Origin of the sequence: Streptomyces sp. NPDC013457 (assembly GCF_043089925.1) — a bacterium.
In the GTDB taxonomy this organism is placed as follows: domain Bacteria; phylum Actinomycetota; class Actinomycetes; order Streptomycetales; family Streptomycetaceae; genus Streptomyces.
The window spans coordinates 665,090-681,589 of sequence record NZ_JBICBL010000002.1; the positions used below are offsets into that span (position 1 = coordinate 665,090).

General features: G+C 69.5%; 19 protein-coding genes and 1 tRNA gene. 2 read left to right on the plus strand and 18 right to left on the minus strand.

Translation table 11 applies throughout. The annotated features are described in order from the left end of the window. The first annotated feature begins 213 nt into the window (after positions 1-213). Both ACF1G2_RS08505 and ACF1G2_RS08510 read left to right on the plus strand, forming a co-directional pair. Positions 214-285, plus strand: a tRNA-Val gene (locus tag ACF1G2_RS08505). Between the two features lie 553 nt (positions 286-838). Continuing rightward, positions 839-1,069, plus strand: coding sequence for a helix-turn-helix transcriptional regulator (locus tag ACF1G2_RS08510; protein WP_391797503.1), 231 nt, complete (start codon positions 839-841; stop codon positions 1,067-1,069). Positions 1,070-1,238: 169 nt separating this feature from the next. On the opposite strand, the gene ACF1G2_RS08515 is transcribed toward ACF1G2_RS08510, so the two are convergent. The 18 genes from ACF1G2_RS08515 to ACF1G2_RS08600 form a co-directional block, all read right to left on the minus strand. Next, positions 1,239-1,427: a hypothetical protein gene (locus ACF1G2_RS08515; protein ID WP_391797504.1), complete on the minus strand. Its 189-nt coding sequence runs from the start codon at positions 1,425-1,427 to the stop codon at positions 1,239-1,241. 150 nt (positions 1,428-1,577) lie between these two features. Beyond that, the gene (locus ACF1G2_RS08520) at positions 1,578-1,787 is read right to left on the minus strand and encodes a hypothetical protein (RefSeq protein WP_391797505.1); all 210 of its coding nucleotides are present in this window, start codon (positions 1,785-1,787) and stop codon (positions 1,578-1,580) included. Between the two features lie 81 nt (positions 1,788-1,868). Continuing rightward, positions 1,869-3,122: a helix-turn-helix domain-containing protein gene (locus ACF1G2_RS08525; protein ID WP_391797506.1), complete on the minus strand. Its 1,254-nt coding sequence runs from the start codon at positions 3,120-3,122 to the stop codon at positions 1,869-1,871. 782 nt (positions 3,123-3,904) lie between these two features. Continuing rightward, entirely contained in the window at positions 3,905-4,252 is a 348-nt protein-coding gene (locus tag ACF1G2_RS08530) for a hypothetical protein (RefSeq protein ID WP_391797507.1), read from the minus strand. 12 nt (positions 4,253-4,264) lie between these two features. Continuing rightward, positions 4,265-4,636, minus strand: a complete 372-nt coding sequence (locus tag ACF1G2_RS08535) for a hypothetical protein (RefSeq protein WP_391797508.1) — start codon at positions 4,634-4,636, stop codon at positions 4,265-4,267. Positions 4,637-4,647: 11 nt separating this feature from the next. Continuing rightward, positions 4,648-5,469 carry an N-acetylmuramoyl-L-alanine amidase gene (locus tag ACF1G2_RS08540; protein WP_391797509.1) on the minus strand — a complete coding sequence of 274 codons (822 nt, stop codon included), beginning with the start codon at positions 5,467-5,469 and terminating at the stop codon, positions 4,648-4,650. Positions 5,470-5,536: 67 nt separating this feature from the next. After that, the gene (locus ACF1G2_RS08545; protein ID WP_391797510.1) at positions 5,537-5,971 is read right to left on the minus strand and encodes a hypothetical protein; all 435 of its coding nucleotides are present in this window, start codon (positions 5,969-5,971) and stop codon (positions 5,537-5,539) included. 12 nt (positions 5,972-5,983) lie between these two features. After that, a complete protein-coding gene (locus tag ACF1G2_RS08550) occupies positions 5,984-9,313 on the minus strand; it encodes a hypothetical protein (protein ID WP_391797511.1) in 3,330 nt (1,109 codons plus the stop codon). Positions 9,314-9,326: 13 nt separating this feature from the next. Beyond that, complete coding sequence (locus tag ACF1G2_RS08555) at positions 9,327-11,825, minus strand: hypothetical protein (protein ID WP_391797512.1); 2,499 nt, start codon at positions 11,823-11,825, stop codon at positions 9,327-9,329. Positions 11,826-11,964: 139 nt separating this feature from the next. Continuing rightward, positions 11,965-12,480 (minus strand): hypothetical protein, encoded by a 516-nt coding sequence (locus tag ACF1G2_RS08560; RefSeq protein ID WP_391797513.1) that lies wholly within the window; start codon positions 12,478-12,480, stop codon positions 11,965-11,967. After that, a complete protein-coding gene (locus tag ACF1G2_RS08565) occupies positions 12,426-12,905 on the minus strand; it encodes a phage tail tube protein (RefSeq protein WP_391797514.1) in 480 nt (159 codons plus the stop codon). The genes ACF1G2_RS08560 and ACF1G2_RS08565 overlap by 55 nt, the downstream gene beginning before the upstream one ends. 66 nt (positions 12,906-12,971) lie before the next feature. After that, positions 12,972-13,406 carry a minor capsid protein gene (locus ACF1G2_RS08570; RefSeq protein WP_391797515.1) on the minus strand — a complete coding sequence of 145 codons (435 nt, stop codon included), beginning with the start codon at positions 13,404-13,406 and terminating at the stop codon, positions 12,972-12,974. Further along, positions 13,396-13,752 carry a hypothetical protein gene (locus ACF1G2_RS08575; protein ID WP_391797516.1) on the minus strand — a complete coding sequence of 119 codons (357 nt, stop codon included), beginning with the start codon at positions 13,750-13,752 and terminating at the stop codon, positions 13,396-13,398. Before ACF1G2_RS08575 ends, ACF1G2_RS08570 begins: the two co-directional genes overlap by 11 nt. Further along, positions 13,749-14,069, minus strand: a complete 321-nt coding sequence (locus tag ACF1G2_RS08580) for a hypothetical protein (protein ID WP_391797517.1) — start codon at positions 14,067-14,069, stop codon at positions 13,749-13,751. Before ACF1G2_RS08580 ends, ACF1G2_RS08575 begins: the two co-directional genes overlap by 4 nt. Continuing rightward, the gene (locus ACF1G2_RS08585; RefSeq protein WP_391797518.1) at positions 14,066-14,482 is read right to left on the minus strand and encodes a hypothetical protein; all 417 of its coding nucleotides are present in this window, start codon (positions 14,480-14,482) and stop codon (positions 14,066-14,068) included. The genes ACF1G2_RS08580 and ACF1G2_RS08585 overlap by 4 nt, the downstream gene beginning before the upstream one ends. 11 nt (positions 14,483-14,493) lie before the next feature. Further along, the gene (locus ACF1G2_RS08590; RefSeq protein ID WP_391797519.1) at positions 14,494-15,003 is read right to left on the minus strand and encodes a hypothetical protein; all 510 of its coding nucleotides are present in this window, start codon (positions 15,001-15,003) and stop codon (positions 14,494-14,496) included. Further along, positions 15,003-15,281 carry a hypothetical protein gene (locus ACF1G2_RS08595; RefSeq protein ID WP_391797520.1) on the minus strand — a complete coding sequence of 93 codons (279 nt, stop codon included), beginning with the start codon at positions 15,279-15,281 and terminating at the stop codon, positions 15,003-15,005. Before ACF1G2_RS08595 ends, ACF1G2_RS08590 begins: the two co-directional genes overlap by 1 nt. Beyond that, complete coding sequence (locus ACF1G2_RS08600; protein ID WP_391797521.1) at positions 15,278-16,486, minus strand: DUF5309 family protein; 1,209 nt, start codon at positions 16,484-16,486, stop codon at positions 15,278-15,280. Before ACF1G2_RS08600 ends, ACF1G2_RS08595 begins: the two co-directional genes overlap by 4 nt. Positions 16,487-16,500: the final 14 nt, after the last annotated feature.

The following is a 16,500-nucleotide window of genomic DNA, read 5'->3' on the forward strand; positions in this document are numbered from 1 at the left end:
GAACGCCACCGGCGACAAGAAGCGTACGAACGCGAAGACGACCGACCATGACGACGAAACCCCCAGGTGACACGCTGACTGACCCCCCAACCTACGGACCCCCGCCCCACCCGCACGATCCGGCGACCCACCCACGGATGGTGGGGCTATCCCCCGCAACCACCGGTTTGCGGGACCCACCCATGGTCCATGTACGCTGTTGCCTCACTCCACGGGTGCGTAGCTCAGGGGTAGAGCGCTGCTCTTACAAAGCAGATGTCGGCGGTTCGAAACCGTCCGCGCCCACTGTAGGAAACGGCAGGTGAAAGCCTGTTGCGGCCCCTCAACCGATCACGGTTGGGGGGCCGTTCTCGTCCCGGATGCCACATGGATGCCACATCCCCATCGGAACCTGCGCAGGAGCGTCCCTCGAAAGAGTGATGTACAGATCGTCGACAGTGCGTAGAGTGCTGAGCACTGAGCAGGCCGACGCGTCTCCCCGCGCGCGTCAGACGCATGCTGCTCGACATTCTGTGGCTGCTGTGCGGGGAGGCCGGCGCCACAGGCAGAGACCCCCGCCGTACTCGTCGGCGGGGGTCTTCTCGTACACGGTAGGCCACACGACACTGCCCCGCCCCCGAAAGGGGCGGGGCAGCTCTGCTCTGACCGAATCAGAGCAGTAGGCGACCGAGTGGCGGACGCATGTACGCCACCCGGTGCCCGGCCCGCACCGCTCGGCGAACCGAGGGGCGGACGTATGGGGGAAATGTCTCGGGCGATTACCCGCCATCAATCAAGATCACACGTTTTACCCCGTCAGGTAAAGACAGAATGATCATGATCGGCTGACGTTGGACGGATGCCCTCCGACCAGCCCGCATGGGTCCTCACCCGCCGCGAGATGATCGGCGCCCGCATCCGGGAAGCGCGTCTGTACGCCAACCTGTCTCAGCTCGAGCTCGGGACCCGCGTAGGCGTCGACCACAAGACCATTCACCGCATCGAGTACGGCATCAGTGACCCCGGCCTCGGACTCCTTATCCAGATCGCCCATGCGGTCGACAGGCCGCTTGCCGAGCTCGTGAAGTAGCACAAGGCGGGAGCGTAAGGCGCACACTGGGCGCATGGTGCTGTCCGCCCCGATCATGCCGTAAAGCCGCCACGCAGCAGAGCTAACGAAGCCCCGGCCGGGGGACGGGCCGGCCGGGGCTGTCGTGCCCTGCTCGTGGACGGCCGGCGCATCGCCCACGAGCAGGAGTTCAGGGGTGCAGCCGACGGCGGGCCATGTCCTGGTACTGGGCGATTGTCACGAGCAGGTCGCCCGCTGGGGCCGCCAGTTCGGCGCGGTGGTCGGCGCACGCGTACACATCTCTGCCGGCCTCCACCGCGACGACGACGGTCGGGACGGTTGAGCGGCGGCACTTCTTACAGCTGCGGTTACGTGGCACGGCGGCGCTCCGTCTTCTTGTGGCAGGGGCAGTCACAGCGGATCGTAAGAGCAACGTCCCCGTGCGAGGTGACGACGGGGCCCGGGCGGCACAGGCCGTGCGCGTCGAGCTTGCACTCAGGGCGAACATCGCGGCCCCGCGCGGCGGCCGTCACTGGCCGGCCCCGATGCGCGGCACGTCGTTGATGAACACGTACATCGGCTGTACGCCCCGCACTGCCGCGCAGATGCGGTGGGCGTACACATGGCTGCCGTCCTCCTGGACGCGGACACAGCAGTCCGGCAGCGGTTTGGGGCAGTACGTGCAGGAGCGGTTCCTGCGGGGCTGGCGCGCGGCCTGCCCAGCCTTCGGTAACGGCACGGGACGCTCCTCCCATCAAAGTCTGTGCCTCGACAGTAAGAGCGCCCCGGTGAGCGGATGGGTAGGAAAGTACCCCCTGCCTCAGGCAGCCAGAAGGCCCACCTTCACGGCCAGTTCAGAAGCGCGGCGTCGTCGGCTGGCTGCGCGCGCGGAGCACTCCTCCAGGATCAGGCTCTTCGCGTAACCGTTGTAGCGGATCGTCTCGGGCGCGGCCTCGTGCGCCTTCTCCAGGGTGGCGATCGCGACATCCGGCTGCCCGTCGAGCTGGTAGCCGCGGGCTTCCTCGATCCGGTGGCGGGCCCGGCGCGGCCGGGACGGGATGGTTGTTGCGTCCGCGCGCGCCGCCTGCCGCACGGACTCGGGTCCGGCGTGCAGCTCGACGGCCACGGTGAGTGCGTGGGCGCCGATGATGGCCTGCGAGAAGGAGGTGACGGGGTGGAAGTAGTCCGCAGGCAGGGTCTTCGCCATCTTCCGGGCCTGGCTCCAGTGACCCCACGCGGTGCCCTTGCTGCCGCGGCGGGCGGCTGTGTACCCGGCCTCGAAGCGCAGCGCCCCGGCGATGGCGAGTACGTCATCGCCGGCGTCGGGGAGCAGCGGGTCGAGGTGCTCCAGCGCCCGCATGGTGACGGCGTCAGCCGCGTCGTAATGCTGCGGGCCGGAGTCCCGGTGCGCCTGCGCCATGAGCCACGCGGAGACGCCGATGGCGTGCGGGTCTGCGGACTGGGCGGCGGCGACCATGCTGCGCTCGGCCACTCGCCAAAGCAGTGAGGGGTCCGGCTGGTAGGCCAGGAAGAACTGGCTCAGGCTGTAGACCTCGCTCAGCACGGCTTGCGCGGCGCGCCAGTCGGCAGGGGCTTCGGCGTGCTGCACCGCGAGGTGGGCGTCGCGGATGAGATCGGGGAGGAGCGAGCCGACGATCTCGCGGTGGTTCGGCGCCTCGTGTCGCGCCTTCCACGCGAGGGCGAGGCGGGCCGCGAGGTGCTCGGCGCGGGGAGGCGCAGCGGTGGGGGCGCCGATCGGCAGAGCATCGACCGCCGCGCGGACGGCGGCGAGCCGCGGGTGTCCGGGGCCTTGGAACAGCGGGGCGGGCATGTCGCTTCGTCCTGTGAGGTCGGAGAGATCCCGGACCCGCAGAGCTTCGGCGGCACGCAGCACGGTGTCGATGCCGGGGGCTTGAATGCGCCCGTTCTCAACGCCCTTCACCCACTCTGGCGACATGCCGATGAGGCCGGCGAGGACTGTGCGGGACATGCCGCGGCGTTCGCGGAGGATCTGCATTCGTTGCCCGAAGCGCATGGGGTCTGCGTACGGGTCCGGGGTAGCATCAGATGACACGGCCTTGCCCCTCTCTGAACAGCTCGACACTGAACAGGGTATGGGGCAAGGCCCTTGTCGTGTGATCCAGAACGCAACAATCGCCCCCTCCCGCGCACGTAGCGCGAGAGGGGGCGTTGCCGTTCACGGGTACTGCCGTCGGGTCGGATCGAGCGCAGCCTCGGCCGCGCGCTTCACCGGGTCAGGGGCGGGCGCCGAGTCCCGGCGGCAGACCAGCGCGTCAGGGTCGTCCTTCGGCGGCTGGAGGCTGTATCCGTCGGGGCAGGTCTGTCCGTTGGTGCCGTCGGCTCCGTCCCGGCCGTCGGTCCCATCCCGCCCAGCTGGGCCCTGCTCGCCCTGCGGTCCGGCCGGGCCAGCGGGACCGGTCGACCCCGGCGGTCCGGACGGCCCCACCACGCCCACACCGTCCGTGCCGGACGTCCCCGGGCTGCCTGACGGCCCGGGCGGGCCCGTCGGTCCGGGACTGCCCGGCGTCCCGGCAGGGCCGGTCTCGCCCGTGGGCCCCTGCGGGCCGATCGGCCCCGGCGGTCCTACGACTGTGCGACCCGGCTGACCCGGCTGCCCGCGCGAGCCGGGGGGCCCGGCGACCGGTTGGCCGCCGAGCTCCTCCACCTGCGCCGCCAGCTGGTCCCGCGCAGTATTCGCGGCGCGCAGGTCTCTGGCCATGCCCTGCATCGTGAGGATGACGAACGCGAACCCTGCCAGCATCGTTGCGGCCGTCAGCCAGAACGCCAGATCCCCGCGCCGCACTCGGGGGCCGGTCGTGGTGCTCTTGTGTCGCCTCACGCTCCGGCCCCCTGGGCGTTCATGTAGACGTTGAGGAGGAGCAGGAGCACGGGCACGACCAGGGCGCTGAGGATCAGGCGCCGGTCGGCTGCTCGCCGGTCAGCGTCCTTCTGGTCCTGCTGCCGCTTCCGTTCCTTCTCCTGTTCGCGGTCACTCTCGATCGACGTGACCCTCTCCGCCAGCAGCCGCAGCGCCTCGTCGCGGGCCAGCTGCTCCAGCTGGTAGCGCTCCATCGACACCTTGCTGTCCAGGCGGGTGCCCAGCTCTCGTACGTCCTCCTTCAAGTCCTGGCGGACGTCTTCGAGGCGACGCATCACCTCGCCGAGAGTCGGGTCAGTGCTCACGTGCAACTCCGATCAGACGGCCGTCTTGACGGGGCTGCCCTGCTCGATCGGCAGCGCGGACACCGGGGCGGTCACCTCGCGGCGGATCGCGAGAGCGACCGCGGCCTCGACGATCAGCATCCACAGGGCCTGCTGCTCAGCCGACATGTTCAGACCGAAGGCGAGGAAGAGCGCCAACAGGCCCTGCGCGAGGTTCACGATGGCGGCCGCCGCCGCGCCGGTGCGGAGAACGATCGCGTTGACGGCCGCGACGATCAGCGACAGGACGGCCATGATGTAGCCCTGCTGCTCCGCCGACACGTCCAGGCCGTACGCCGAGCCGAGCTTCAGGGCGATGGCCACGAAGGCCAGGATGTAGACGGGCTCTCTGCCAAGAACACGCACGGGGTTCTCCTTCAGGGGGTGATGGTGAAGCCACGGCGGGCGCCGAGCTTCTTCAGGGACTCGGCCCCGGGGATGCCGTCGGCGTCCTTGCCGGAGTAGCCGCACCGGCGCTGCCACGCGGCGTACGCCCGCACCGTGGCTGTGCCGTAGTGCCCGTCGGCGACGTCTCGAGAAAGCAGCCCCTCGGCGACGAGGGCGGACTCCACGGTCTTCACGCCGTAGTACGACACCGGCGCACCGTGCTTCGGCGGATCCGCCTTCGCTGCCGCCACGAGCTTCGACAGGTCCACGGACGGCTTCGGCCCCGGCGCCGGCTTCGGCTCGGCCGCACCCGCCGGCCGGGGCGCGCCGCGCTGCACCCAGTCGTACAGCGGGTCGCCGGGGCACTTGGTGGAGTAGCCGTCGCGGTGGCCGCCGATCCATAGCCCGGCGCGGCCGTTGTCGCGGAGATCCTCGATCGCGTCCCGCAGGCCGTGGAGCATGGCGTCCGTCGGCTTCGTCAGGCCGGACGAGCCGAGGAGCGCGCAGACTGCGTAGTCCTGGCTGTTGAGCTCGGCGTCGCCGTTGGCGCCGGTCCGCTTGTGGACGCCCCGGCCCTCGAACACCGGGCCGTGCTCGCACACGAGGTGGTTGTAGGCGATGTCGACGTAGTTCTCGGTCTTGTTCGCGAGGTGCGATGCGCGGATCTGCCGGACGTACGCCGCGCACTCGGAGTGCTCGCGGGAGGGGTACGCGGTGCCGAGGTAGTGGATCTTCACGCCGCGGGTGGAGCCGATGTAGCTGGCGGGGCTGGTCGCGGGCGCGCCCCACTGGGAGCGCCGGATGATGGCCATGAGACCTCCAGGAAAGGCGAAGGCCCCGGCCGACAGGCGCGGGGCGTGAGGGAGAAGCTGGGGTGGATCAGAGAGGGTCGTCGATGCACAGACCGTCGAGGATGATCGCGTTCGTGCCGGCGCCCGCCGCGGTGGGGACACCGACCCGGACCTGTCCCGTGGTCTGGAGGGTGACGCGGACGCTGTAGAACGCGGACACGGCCCCCACGTTGGGCCAGCCCCGCTCAGCCACCGGCCGGTAGTTGGCGTTGAAGGTGAAGGCGAGAGTGTCCGTGTTGGCGGTCAGCGCGGCGACCTGGATGCGGCCGGTGTACTCCCACCGCTCCACGCCGAGAACCTTGATCTTGCGCATCATCGGCGGGTTGCCCGAGTTGGCCGTGAAGTTGGTCGCGAAGGAGCCGATCGACGCCCAAGGGGTCCACTCCATGACCTCTTCGATGAGGCGGGAGTTCAGCTTCCCGGCGGTGACCGTCTCGCCCGCGAAGAAGGGGACGTAGGGCATGCGGTGCCTCCTCTACAGGGCGACGATCATGGGGTGGGCCAGGCGGACGCCTATCCCGGCTGAGTGGGCCTTGACGATCCCGTTCACGGAGCGGGTGACCGTCATCAGCTGCGGAGTGCTGGTGAGGTTGTCCATGGACACCGTCACGGGCAGGCCGTTGCTCAGCGAGGCGCCCGCCTGCGTCCGCAGCCCGATGCCACCGGCAGCGGTGAACGAGGAGTCCGTGGCGCTCACGTGCGGGGTCGGCGGAGGTGTCCCGCTGGCCAGCCACAGGCTCGCCGACAGGGCGTCTCCGGCCACCGTGAGGCGCAGCCGGTACAGCGTGGTCGCGACGTACGTGAGGCCCGTCGCGAGCGTGGCGAGCTGCGAGTCGACACCGGCCACGGTCTTGCGGAGGGTGAGCGTCATCGCGCCGCCCGCCGCGATCTGCACGCGCGCGTTGTAGAAGTTCGAGCTGTCCACGCGGCGGGCGAGGGACTGCACGAACACGTTGTCGCCGGTCGGCACGACGGACAGGGCGAAGTCGAACGTCACGTCGACGTCCGCCGAGACGACGGTCAGCGTCGTGGCGCGCGGTGCGTTGAGCGTCGTGATCGAGTGCTGGCCGACGGAGCCGTTCACGCTGAAGTTGGCGGCTGACCCGCCGGCTGCCGCCCACGCCTGCCCGGAGTCCGCCGTGCCCCACCCGCTGGCCACGCTCCGCGTGAAGGTGTCCTGCGCCACCCCGGTGACGGCGGTGACGGTGGCCTCCTCTCCGCCGAGCTTGATGTCGAAAGGCATCTCCACCGGGTCCTGGATCCACGCGGGGCCCGCCGTGGCCTTCACCGGTAGCACCGTGGCCGAGCTGCTGACGGCGTTGACCAGTTCCGAGCCGTCCGTGTCTGCCCGGCCAAGAACCGGATCGTCGAGGACGCCCACCGTCCACGGTCCGCCCGGAGAGCAGGTGAAGAGGACGTCCCAGCGGTGGGTCTGCATCTCGTCCCCGATGTGCTGGACGATCAGGTCGACCGGGCCGGGAGGCATCGACGGCGGCGTGTTCTCGATGCGGATCAGGTCGCCGACCTGGAGCGCCGTCACGGCCGGAATCAGGTCCGGCCGGTGGTGCAGCATGACCCGCACCACCGGGTAGCGGGCCTCGTCCCACGTGGCGATATGCAGCCGCCACGAGGCGTGCTGGACGGGCTGGTCATCGTCGAACAGATTGAGCGTGACGGCCTCGTCGTAGAGCCCGACCTCATCGACAGAGAGCGGCCCCTCGGCGAGCACCACGCGCGCAGACGAGCCGCCGTCCCGGGTGACGGTTTCGTCGTTGCGGAGCCGGGTGTCGTCCTCAGTCGGCGCAAAGGGTGGCGCAACGTCGCCGTCCGCGTAGTCGAGGACGAGCGCCGGGGTCTGGTTCTCCAGGCTCTTGCGGTCCCGGTAGATCAGCGCCAGGCGGTTCGGGTCCTCGTAGAGGATGCCGCCGTCGACGTCTGCGGCCTCCTGAAGAAGGTCGAGGAGCTTTTTGGACCGCTGGGGGCCGACCAGTTCCGAGACCCGGGCTGTGTCGCTCTCGTAGGTCGCGAGCGTGAGGGTGGCGGCTTCCTCCGAGGCCAAGCGCTGCAAGCGCTCCACCGTGGTCTCGCCGGTGAAGCCGTCGTCGGCGCCGTTGTACGGTGCCGCCGCGTCGTCGCCATCCTCGTGGGGAATGACGCTGACGTGCCCAACCCGCAGGTCGGACAGGGTGCCGAAGGTCGTGTCGACCTGAGTGACCGAACCGATGTCAGCGAGGGTGGTGTCGCTGAACTGGCCTGCCACGCCACCGATGTTGTACCAGGTCACTGTCCAGCGGACGACGCCGAAGCTCTCCTGGAAGGCGCGCAGTTGCAGGCGATTCCAGCCCTGGAAGAGGTCTGATCCGATCGCGATCGTCTGGTTGACCTGGCCGATGTTCTCGAAGTCCAGGCCCTGGATGACGGCGTTGCCTGACCGCATGAAGACCCGCCACAGCTTCACCGTGCCGTTGGTCCGGAACAACATCATCTGCTGATCAGAGCCAGGCGCCGCGGACACGCTGTAGACCAGCTCGACCGACCAGCCCGTACCGATCGCGCCGGGAGGGGTGGCCGGGGCTGGGACCACGCCAGTCATCACCCCGCCCGCATCGACGGCCGGCAGAGGGCTGGAGCCTGCAAGGCTGTCGTCCTGAGCGAAGGTAAAGCCGCTCACGCGCATGGGAGACACGCCGTCGATCGGCGAGTACGCGCGCGTTGCGCCGTTGGCTTCCTCCAGCGGCCAGTACGCCAGCGGGCCGTAGGCCGGGATCCGACGCCGCAGTGTCGACTGGAGTTCCTTCTTGCCCTGGCCGAGGCGCCCGAGGATGCCTGCGGCCTGGATCGGGGCGCGGACATCGTGGCCGCTGGTGTGCCAGTGCGAGGGCCAGTGCGGCACTGCCAGCGCGAGCCGGGTACGACGATCGGTGATCGTGGCGCTGCCTGCGAGAGTCCACGTCCGCCCGGCCGCGTCGACGAAGGCCGTGGCGCCCGCGGCCTGTGCGGCAAAGTCGGGGTTCGCAACGACGCTGCCGCCGATGCCAGACCGTAGCTCAGCGGCGTAGATTCGGCGGCTGACGTGGGTGAACCCCGTGGCCGACACGTCGCCAACTTCGAGCGGCGCAGTGGAGTTGAACAGGCTCGTGGTGCCGCCGGTGGTGACGGTCTGGTGGAACTGTGTCCAGGGGCCCGCGAGGGAGTCGGCGGTGTACATGGTCACCGTGTAGCCACCGGAGCCGTTGTTGACGTCCAGGGTGGTCCGCAGCGCCATGCGCTTCCCGGGCCGGGACGGGATGGTGACGGAACTCTGGACCTCGTTGTACGCGGTGCCGTCCGTCGACCAGCCCAAGGCCAGTCGGCCAGATCCGGTGATGAACAGGAGCCACGAGCGCTGCCCCACGGCGCCGAACTTGCCACACAGCTCGTAGCCGATCGCCGACCCGGCCACGAGGGACGGGGCCATGTCGATACGGATGTCGATGTCGCCGGTGATGTCCAGGGACGCATGGTCCGGGGTAGCGGCCCGACCCAAGGAGGCCGCGGTTTCCAAGACGTTCTCACCGGCAACAGTGCTGATCCGGATCGGTGTGTTGCGGGGCAGCAGACCGTAGTACGGGCTGGCAGGGTTCCGGTTGGAGAACAGACCACCCGGGGACAGCAGCGTGAGACTGCCGGCCCCCGGGTCGACGACACGGCCCTCGTCCGACCGTCCGCGCGCGAGCTGGATCCCGTCGCTCTGGACGACGTAGTCCGTGACGTCGGTCCAGGTTCCGGCGATCTGGAGTTCTACGCGGGCGTCGGGGACCGGCATGGTGCCTCCTCACTCAGTACTGCCCGAAGGCGAGTTGTACGTCTCCGCGGCCGTCGCGCTGGACGATGCCGCGGATGAGTTCCCGCATCTCGCGCGGGCCGGACAGTTCGATGACGACCCGCTGCGTGCCCGCCTGGGCGCCTGCGTACGGCACGCCGCCTGGGCCCATGCCGGGCAGTGCCGCGCCCGGCAGACCCGCGCCCAGGCCGCCCATGGACGCCTGCGCGTTGCGGGTCAAGTTGCCGATCGCCGTCTGGACGAGACCTGCGCGGGAGCCGATGCCGTCGGCGAAGCCCTCCGCCAGGCTGCGGCCGGAGTACAGCGTCCAGCCCTTCCCGGAGAACGCACCTTCCTTCGCGGGTGAGAACGGGAAGAAGTTCCGCGCCCGGTTGACGACCGACGAGGCCGCGTCTGCGACCTCCCCGAGCATCGACTTGATGCCCTGGACGAAGCCGCGCACCAGGGCCCGGCCGGAGGCGTACAGGCGCGAGCCGAGGTCCCCGAGCGCCGCCCGCGCTCGGCCCGGGAGGCCCCGGATCGTGGACACGGCCTCGCCGACCCGCTGCGTAACCGCGTCGCGGAGCTGCCGGAAAGCGGCGCTGCCCTTGTCCCGAATCCTGTTGAAGCTCGCGAACATGTCGGTGCTCAGGTTGCGAGCGAGGTTCTTGACGTGGTTCAGCGCTCCGGAGAAATCACCACGCAGCAGCGCCGCCAGCGCCTTCACGGCAGGAATGACGTACCGCGTGATGAACCCCGCCAGCGAGGACAGGGCCATCGACGTAAGCCGCGTCATCAGGGCGATGAGCGGGGCGATGACTGGGAGGAGCTTGTCGAGGAGCGCCGTCGACAGTTCGAGGATCTTCACGATCAGCGGCGTCGCCTCGACGAGGAGATCAGCCAGCGCGAGCCCGAGCTCGGTCAGGCTCGGCGTCAGGTCGACCAGGACGTCCGTCAGGAGCGGGAAAATCCGCGTCGACATGTCGGTGAAGGCGGGCAAGAGCTTCGGCAGGACCTCGCGGGCGAGGGTGTCGAGGATCGGCAGCAGCACCTCGCCGGCCGTCTTCGCGAGCTGCGCCAGGAAAGGAGCCGCCGCCTTCACGACCTCGCCGAAGCTGGCGAAGAGCGGGACGAGGGCGGGCAGGATCGCGGCGACCAGGTCGGCCGCGAGGTCGACGAAGGGCAGTGCGGCCTCGACGATCTCCCCGACGACCTTGGCCAGTTCGACGAGCACCGGGCCGAGCGCGTCGGCGATCTTCAGGAGGCCGTCGCCGAGGTGCTTCACCAGCTCCTCGACGGGCGGCCCGAGTACCTCGAAGACCCTGCCCAGCGTCTTCAGGAGCGAGACGAGGATCGGGCCGACGCTCTTCCCGATCTGCGCCATCACGCCGAAGATGGCCTTCAGCCCAGCCTGCACCTCAGGCGAGGCGAAGGCGTCGGCCATCTGGCCGGTGATCTCCTTCAGGACGCCGAGGAATCCCCCGCCCGAGACCTCGGCCGCGCCGAAGACGTTGCCGACGATGCGGAGGACGTTCCCGGCCACGTCCGCAAGGTCGCCGATGAGGGCAATGGCCCGCTCGATGGCGTCTTGCATCGCGCCCGACTCGAAGGCCTTCGTCATCTTTTCGGATAGCGAGTCGAACGCCTTCGCGGCGGCCTTGGTCAGCCTGTCGAAGGACGGGGCCGCAGCGGCACCAACCTGGGTCAGTGCGGTCACCAATTGACCGGGAACCTGGGTGAGATTCGACAGCCCCTTATTGGCGCCCGTGAGGGCCTTGCCAAGGGTGCCGTTCAGGCTGAGATCAAGGGCAGCATCTGCCGCGCTCTTTCCCATGAAGTTGAGCGTTGTCGCCGCTTCCGTGAGCTGCTTCTTGAAGATCGGCAGCGTGTGCTCGCCCAGGTCGCGAACGACCTGATCGAAGTCCTCGAAAAGGGCGTCCTGGACACCCTGCTGAAGATCCTTGAATGCGGGCGCTAGCTTCTTGACCTCGCGGGCGAACTCGCGCGCATTCGGCGACAGCTTCTTGAGGGCTTCCTCGAACTCGGCCGCCTTCGACGGATCTAGGGCCGCGGACATCGCGTCACCGACGCCGATCATGCCCAGCTTCAGCGCCTTCGTCGCCAGCTGCACCGCGATGAGACCAGTGACCGCCACACCGGCCGCCGGTGCAATGTTGCCCACGGCCGCCGCCAGACCGGCCGCCAGGGGCACCGCCGCACCCAGCTTCGCCGCGATCCCCCCGATCGACGAAGCCAGGCCGCCGAGCTTCCCCGCCATGCCCGCCAGCCCACGCAGGCTCACCCCGAAGCGCCGGCCCTCGTCGGTGCCGGTCCGTAGCCCTGCGGCGATCTGCTCGCCGACCGTGGCGAACCGGCCGTCGAGGTGCCGCAGGCGGCCCTCCATGTCGCGCTGGAAGCCCCGCATGCGCAGGTCGGCGTCGTTGAGGCCGCGGCGCATGCCGGAGTCGTCCGCGCGGATCAGGCCGACGAGCTCGCCAACGTTCAGAGCAGACATGGATCCCCCTTTTAGGTGGAGCGCATGAGCGCACGGATCGTGTCGACGTCGTCGATGATCGACAGCTCATCGCCCGCCAGCCGTCGGAACATGGCCTCGGGGGAGAGGCCAGCGAGAAGCGTGTTGAAGCGTCGGCGGGTCAGGCTCGCGATGTCTTGCGGGCCGAGGTGGTACTCGCGCGTGAAGTCGGCTTCGACCGCCCACCAGTACTTACGGATCGCGGTGTCGAGGCGGCTCGGCGGGCGGCGCGGTTCGGGGCTTTTCCCTCTTCCGCCTCCGCAGCCACGACGGTGTCGTACGCCTCACGGAAGGTGACCTTCGTGCCGGTGGCGTGGGCCATGCCCCAGGCGAGAACGGTCTTGAACTCCATCAGGCCCATGCCGTTGGCGATCCACTGGTCGAGGACGTCTTCGCCGAACAGGAGGGTGACCATTTCGCGGATGGCTTCCTCGGAATCCTCGGACTCCAGGGCCTTCAGGCGCTGCTCCAGAGCGAGTGGGACGTCCGTCGGGATCGGGACCTCGACGCCGCGGATCGTCTCCGTGTCCGCGCCCTGGACCTCAGCCCAGAACGCGTCCCACGACTCGGCCTTGCGCGCGGTCACGCGATGGCCGCCGTCGTCGCCGGGCCGGAACGGGTCACAGTGCAGCTCCACGTCACCTTGTCGTTGTTGCCGCCACCCTTGTCGCCCAGCTGGAAGTGGGCATCCGCCCACACCTCCCATGTGGTGTCGCCAGGGAAGGCGAATCGGAACCCGGTCAGGGAGTCGCCCCCCAGGCGCGCCGCCTGGAGTTCCACCAGGGCCATGGCAGGGTCGAGGGCGCCGCTGCTGGGGTCCTTCAGGAGGAAGCCCTCCATGACGAAGGTGCGTCCTTCCTGCATGACCTGTGACTCCGCGCGGCCCTGGGAGCCGAAGGTGGTGGTGTCGGTCGTCTCGTACTCCGGGGTGATGGTGACGCTGTTGATGCCGCCTTCGCCGGAGCCAAAGTTGGCGGTGCGGAACTCGGTCCAGGTACCGGGGTTGAGGGAGTCCTCGATCTGCATCCGGATTTCGCGCGCGTTGACCTTCTGGGCGGCCATGTCTCCTCCAGGGCATGACGAAGAGCCCGCGCCGAGGTGGCTGCGGGCCCGTGGAATGGGGGTGGGTCAGGGGCGGTGCGTCGAGGGCTGGCGGACCTCCATGCGGAAGTTCGCGACGTGCTCGTGCCTGCGGTTCTCGTCGACGCCCAGGGAAGCGGGCGCGGCCTGGATGGCGACGGACAGGATCAGATTCGTGCCATCCGGCAGGATGACCGAGCCCAGGCCGTGGAGCGCGCCCCAGATGGCCTGACAGCGCCGCCGGGAGACGCGCGGGTCGGTGGTCCCCCGCACCCGAACCTGAACCTTAGGCTCGGCGTACGGAAGCAGGCTGTCCGGCTCCACCCGGTCGTCATAGACCGTCAAGACAACGGCCTCGCCTGGGTCCGACGGCATGAACTCCAGGAAGCAGTCACCGGCGGCGCCGGCCGGGTCGTAGGTGACGAGGCCGCGCTCGGCCAGGTAGCGGGCGAGACCGTCGAGCAGGTCCGGCTCATCGTCCACGGATCCACCTCCGGACGTTGACGGCCATCAGGTCGAGGACAACGTCCCGCTCCCGGTTCATCGGGATTTCCAGGTACTTCGCGGTCCGGCCCGGGAGGTGCTTGAAGTCCAGCCGCTCATGCTGGATCCGGGCATAGACGGTGTCGTAGCTGATCGCGCCGTTCAGGCCGTCGCGGATGACCCGCCCGGACCGTTCGAGGGTGCCCTCGTCGAGGGGCACAATCTTGTTCGCCTCGAACAGGACGTGGTGCAGGCCCTTGTCGAGGCCTTCGCCCGCGAGCCTGCGCCCACGTGACGTCCACAGGCGTTGCGCGTTGCCCGGGCGGAAGCGCGTGTACTGCGTCACAGCAGTTGCACCTCCACGTGGTCCGGCGTCGGCATCCCGCCGCCGTCCCGGTCGAGGACCGCGATCACGGTGGTCTGCCGGCCGGACGGCAGCGACACGCGCGACTCGGCAGGGCAGACCAGGCCCGGCCGGGCGTAGAACGTCGCGGACGACGTCACCTCCCGGCCGGTCCGGTCCCGCACCGTCCGTGTCTGGTCGTCGAGGAAGCACCTGACGGCCACCGGGTCGCCGTACAGCGGCCCGTACGCACTGTGGCCCTCGAACGGCTCCACGGTGACTGTGTGGCCGAGCAGATAGCCCGGCAGCGTGGTCCTCACGACTTCACCAGCCCCAGCCGGAAAACGTCCGGCGTCAGGTCCGGGGAGTACAGCGCGTCCCAGACCGCTGGGGCGATCTGCCGAGCTGGTGACTCCTCGCCCGTCTTCACGGTCTCGGAGCGCCCGAGCTTGGCAGTGCCGATCTCGACCTCGCTCCAGCCGACGGCGGCCGACCCGTTGATGTCCCCGATGTCGACACCCCACTCCACCTGCGCGCACGTGGCGTCCGCGAAAGCAGCGGCCACAAGCGCGTTGGTGGGCAGGCCGTCCTCGTCGACCTCGTACCAGCACAGCCGCAGCACCTTCGCGTCGAGGAACGCGGAGGCGCGCCGGAGCCGTACATCGATGTCCGCCGGGGCGGCCTGCCCGGTGTACGTGGCGTACTGCACGCTGGTCGCGTAGACCCGGGCCACGAGCCACCCCCTTACGCGGACGTGCCGACGATGACGACGTCGTACGTGACCGACGTGCCCGCGCCCGAGTTGGCGACCTTGATCAGGTCCCCGGTGCCAGCCGTGACCGCCATGCCGGTAGCGTCGGCGCTGCCGGACATCGCGCAGAACGTGGCGCCAGGCCGCAGCGTCAGGGTGCCGGCCGCATTGAGCAGCCCCACCCAGTCGTTCGACGCGTTGGCCCCAACGATCACGTTGTTCGCGTTGCCAGCGGCCGCGCTGATCGCGATGAACTTGACCTTGGCGAACGTGATCGCCACCCCGTAGGCGTCGGTGAGTACGCCCGCCAGGTCCAGGGTTTCGTTCGCCGAGGCGGCCAGCGTGCGCTGGTCGTGGAAGACCCGGTCAGCCTTCCCCGCCGTGGTCCCGTTCTCCAGGTGCACGCCACGGACGAAGTCCAGCGGATCCGTGGCAGTGGTCAGGTCCAGGGCCTTGGTGTTCCGGACGCTGGCCCGGATCCCGAAATCAGCAGTGAGCGGCATCAGGAGTCACCTCCGTACGCGCTGATGAGATCGTCCTTCGTGGCCTTCTCGGCCTCAGCCTGGTCCGCGCCCTGGCTGACCGCGTAGGCCACCCAGTCGCCCTTGGACGCCGACTTGGCCGGCGGGCCAGCGGGCGCGGGCGGCTCCTCGGCCACCACACGCCAGCCGGACGCCGGATCGGCCGCGAGGGCGGCGTACGCGTCGTCCTCGGTGCTGCCGGCCTCCGTCCGTACGCGCTCGGCATCGTAGGGGCCGCTGCCCCTCACGTACTCGGTCACAGTGCGAGCCCGTTCATGACGGCGTGGGCGCGCTCGTTGCCGTACTCCAGGCCGATCTCGCCGTAGAGCTGGACCTCGTCCGACGCGCCGGTCTTGGCGAGGGGCTCCTCGAAGAAGACGCCCTTGCCGGGGACGTTGAGGAACACGGGCCGGAGCTGCTCCAGCGAGCAGACGATGATCGTGTCCTGGGGGACGTGGCGGTCCATCATGATGCCGAGGCGGCCGAAGTCGGTCTCGATGGTGTCGACGGAGACGCCGCCGACGTTCCGGTTCCCCTCGGTGATCATCACGGACTTGCCGTACGCGTCGGCGTAGGCCTTCGTGATGCCGCGCTTCTGCGACGAGTTCACGATCAGGGTCGCGGTCGCCTGCTCCGAGATGCCGCCGTTGTCGTAGGCGAGCTGGAGCAGGTTGTCGATGTCCGTGGTCGTGGTCGCGGTGCCGGTCGGCTCGACGTAGGAGATGCTCGACGCCGTGCCGAGGGTGATCGCGGAGCCGCCCGACGACGCGGAGACCTTGAACGTGTTCGCGTCGACCGCGTCCACGTAATAGGTGCGGCCGGCGACGATGCCGGTGGCCGTCGACGTGTCCCGGAACACGATCTTGTCGCCGTCGGTCAGGCCGTGGCCCGTGGACGTGATCGTGTCGGTCGCCGACGACGCGCCGGTGACGAGGGTGGCCTTCGAGATCCGGTTCGTGGTGATCGCGGCGAGGAGACCGCGGGTCTTGCGGGCGGTCGCGTTCGTGGTCGGGTTGGCGAACTGGCCGTTCACGAAGGACCAGTTCACGTCGAGCGCGATGCTCTTGAGCTCCTGCGCGACCTGCCAGTCCAGTTCGCTGCCGACCGGGTTGGAGCCGTCGACGCTGCGGAACGGCGCGGAACCGGGGGTCGCGAGCTGGCCCGTGGCGGCCTGCTTGGTGTACGAGACCGACACCTTCGACTGGTGGATCTGAGCGACGTTCCGCACGTTCGCGCGAACACGGGCGACGCCGGTCGGCGCGGTCGCGCCCTCGACCTGGGTGTTCTGGCCCGGGTCGCGCAGGTCGTACGTCTCCCACTCGAACTCCACGCCGGAGGTCATGCCGCCGCCGGTCAGGCCGCCGATCGCAGACAGAAGCGGGGTGTCCGCCGGAGTGAGGGCGAACAGCTCGCCCGCGTAGTTGGGGAGGTTGAACGTGGTGCCCATTCCGGTGATGCCGGCCATGGTTGCTCCTTAGG

Coding starts and splice junctions, on each gene's coding strand:
- ACF1G2_RS08510 (WP_391797503.1), top strand. CDS start 839: ATGCCCTCCGACCAGCCCGCATGGGTCCTCACCCGCCGCGAGATGATC.
- ACF1G2_RS08540 (WP_391797509.1), bottom strand. CDS start 5,469: ATGGCCATCATCCGGCGCTCCCAGTGGGGCGCGCCCGCGACCAGCCCC.
- ACF1G2_RS08545 (WP_391797510.1), bottom strand. CDS start 5,971: ATGCCCTACGTCCCCTTCTTCGCGGGCGAGACGGTCACCGCCGGGAAG.
- ACF1G2_RS08550 (WP_391797511.1), bottom strand. CDS start 9,313: ATGCCGGTCCCCGACGCCCGCGTAGAACTCCAGATCGCCGGAACCTGG.
- ACF1G2_RS08555 (WP_391797512.1), bottom strand. CDS start 11,825: ATGTCTGCTCTGAACGTTGGCGAGCTCGTCGGCCTGATCCGCGCGGAC.
- ACF1G2_RS08565 (WP_391797514.1), bottom strand. CDS start 12,905: ATGGCCGCCCAGAAGGTCAACGCGCGCGAAATCCGGATGCAGATCGAG.
- ACF1G2_RS08590 (WP_391797519.1), bottom strand. CDS start 15,003: ATGCCGCTCACTGCTGATTTCGGGATCCGGGCCAGCGTCCGGAACACC.
- ACF1G2_RS08600 (WP_391797521.1), bottom strand. CDS start 16,486: ATGGCCGGCATCACCGGAATGGGCACCACGTTCAACCTCCCCAACTAC.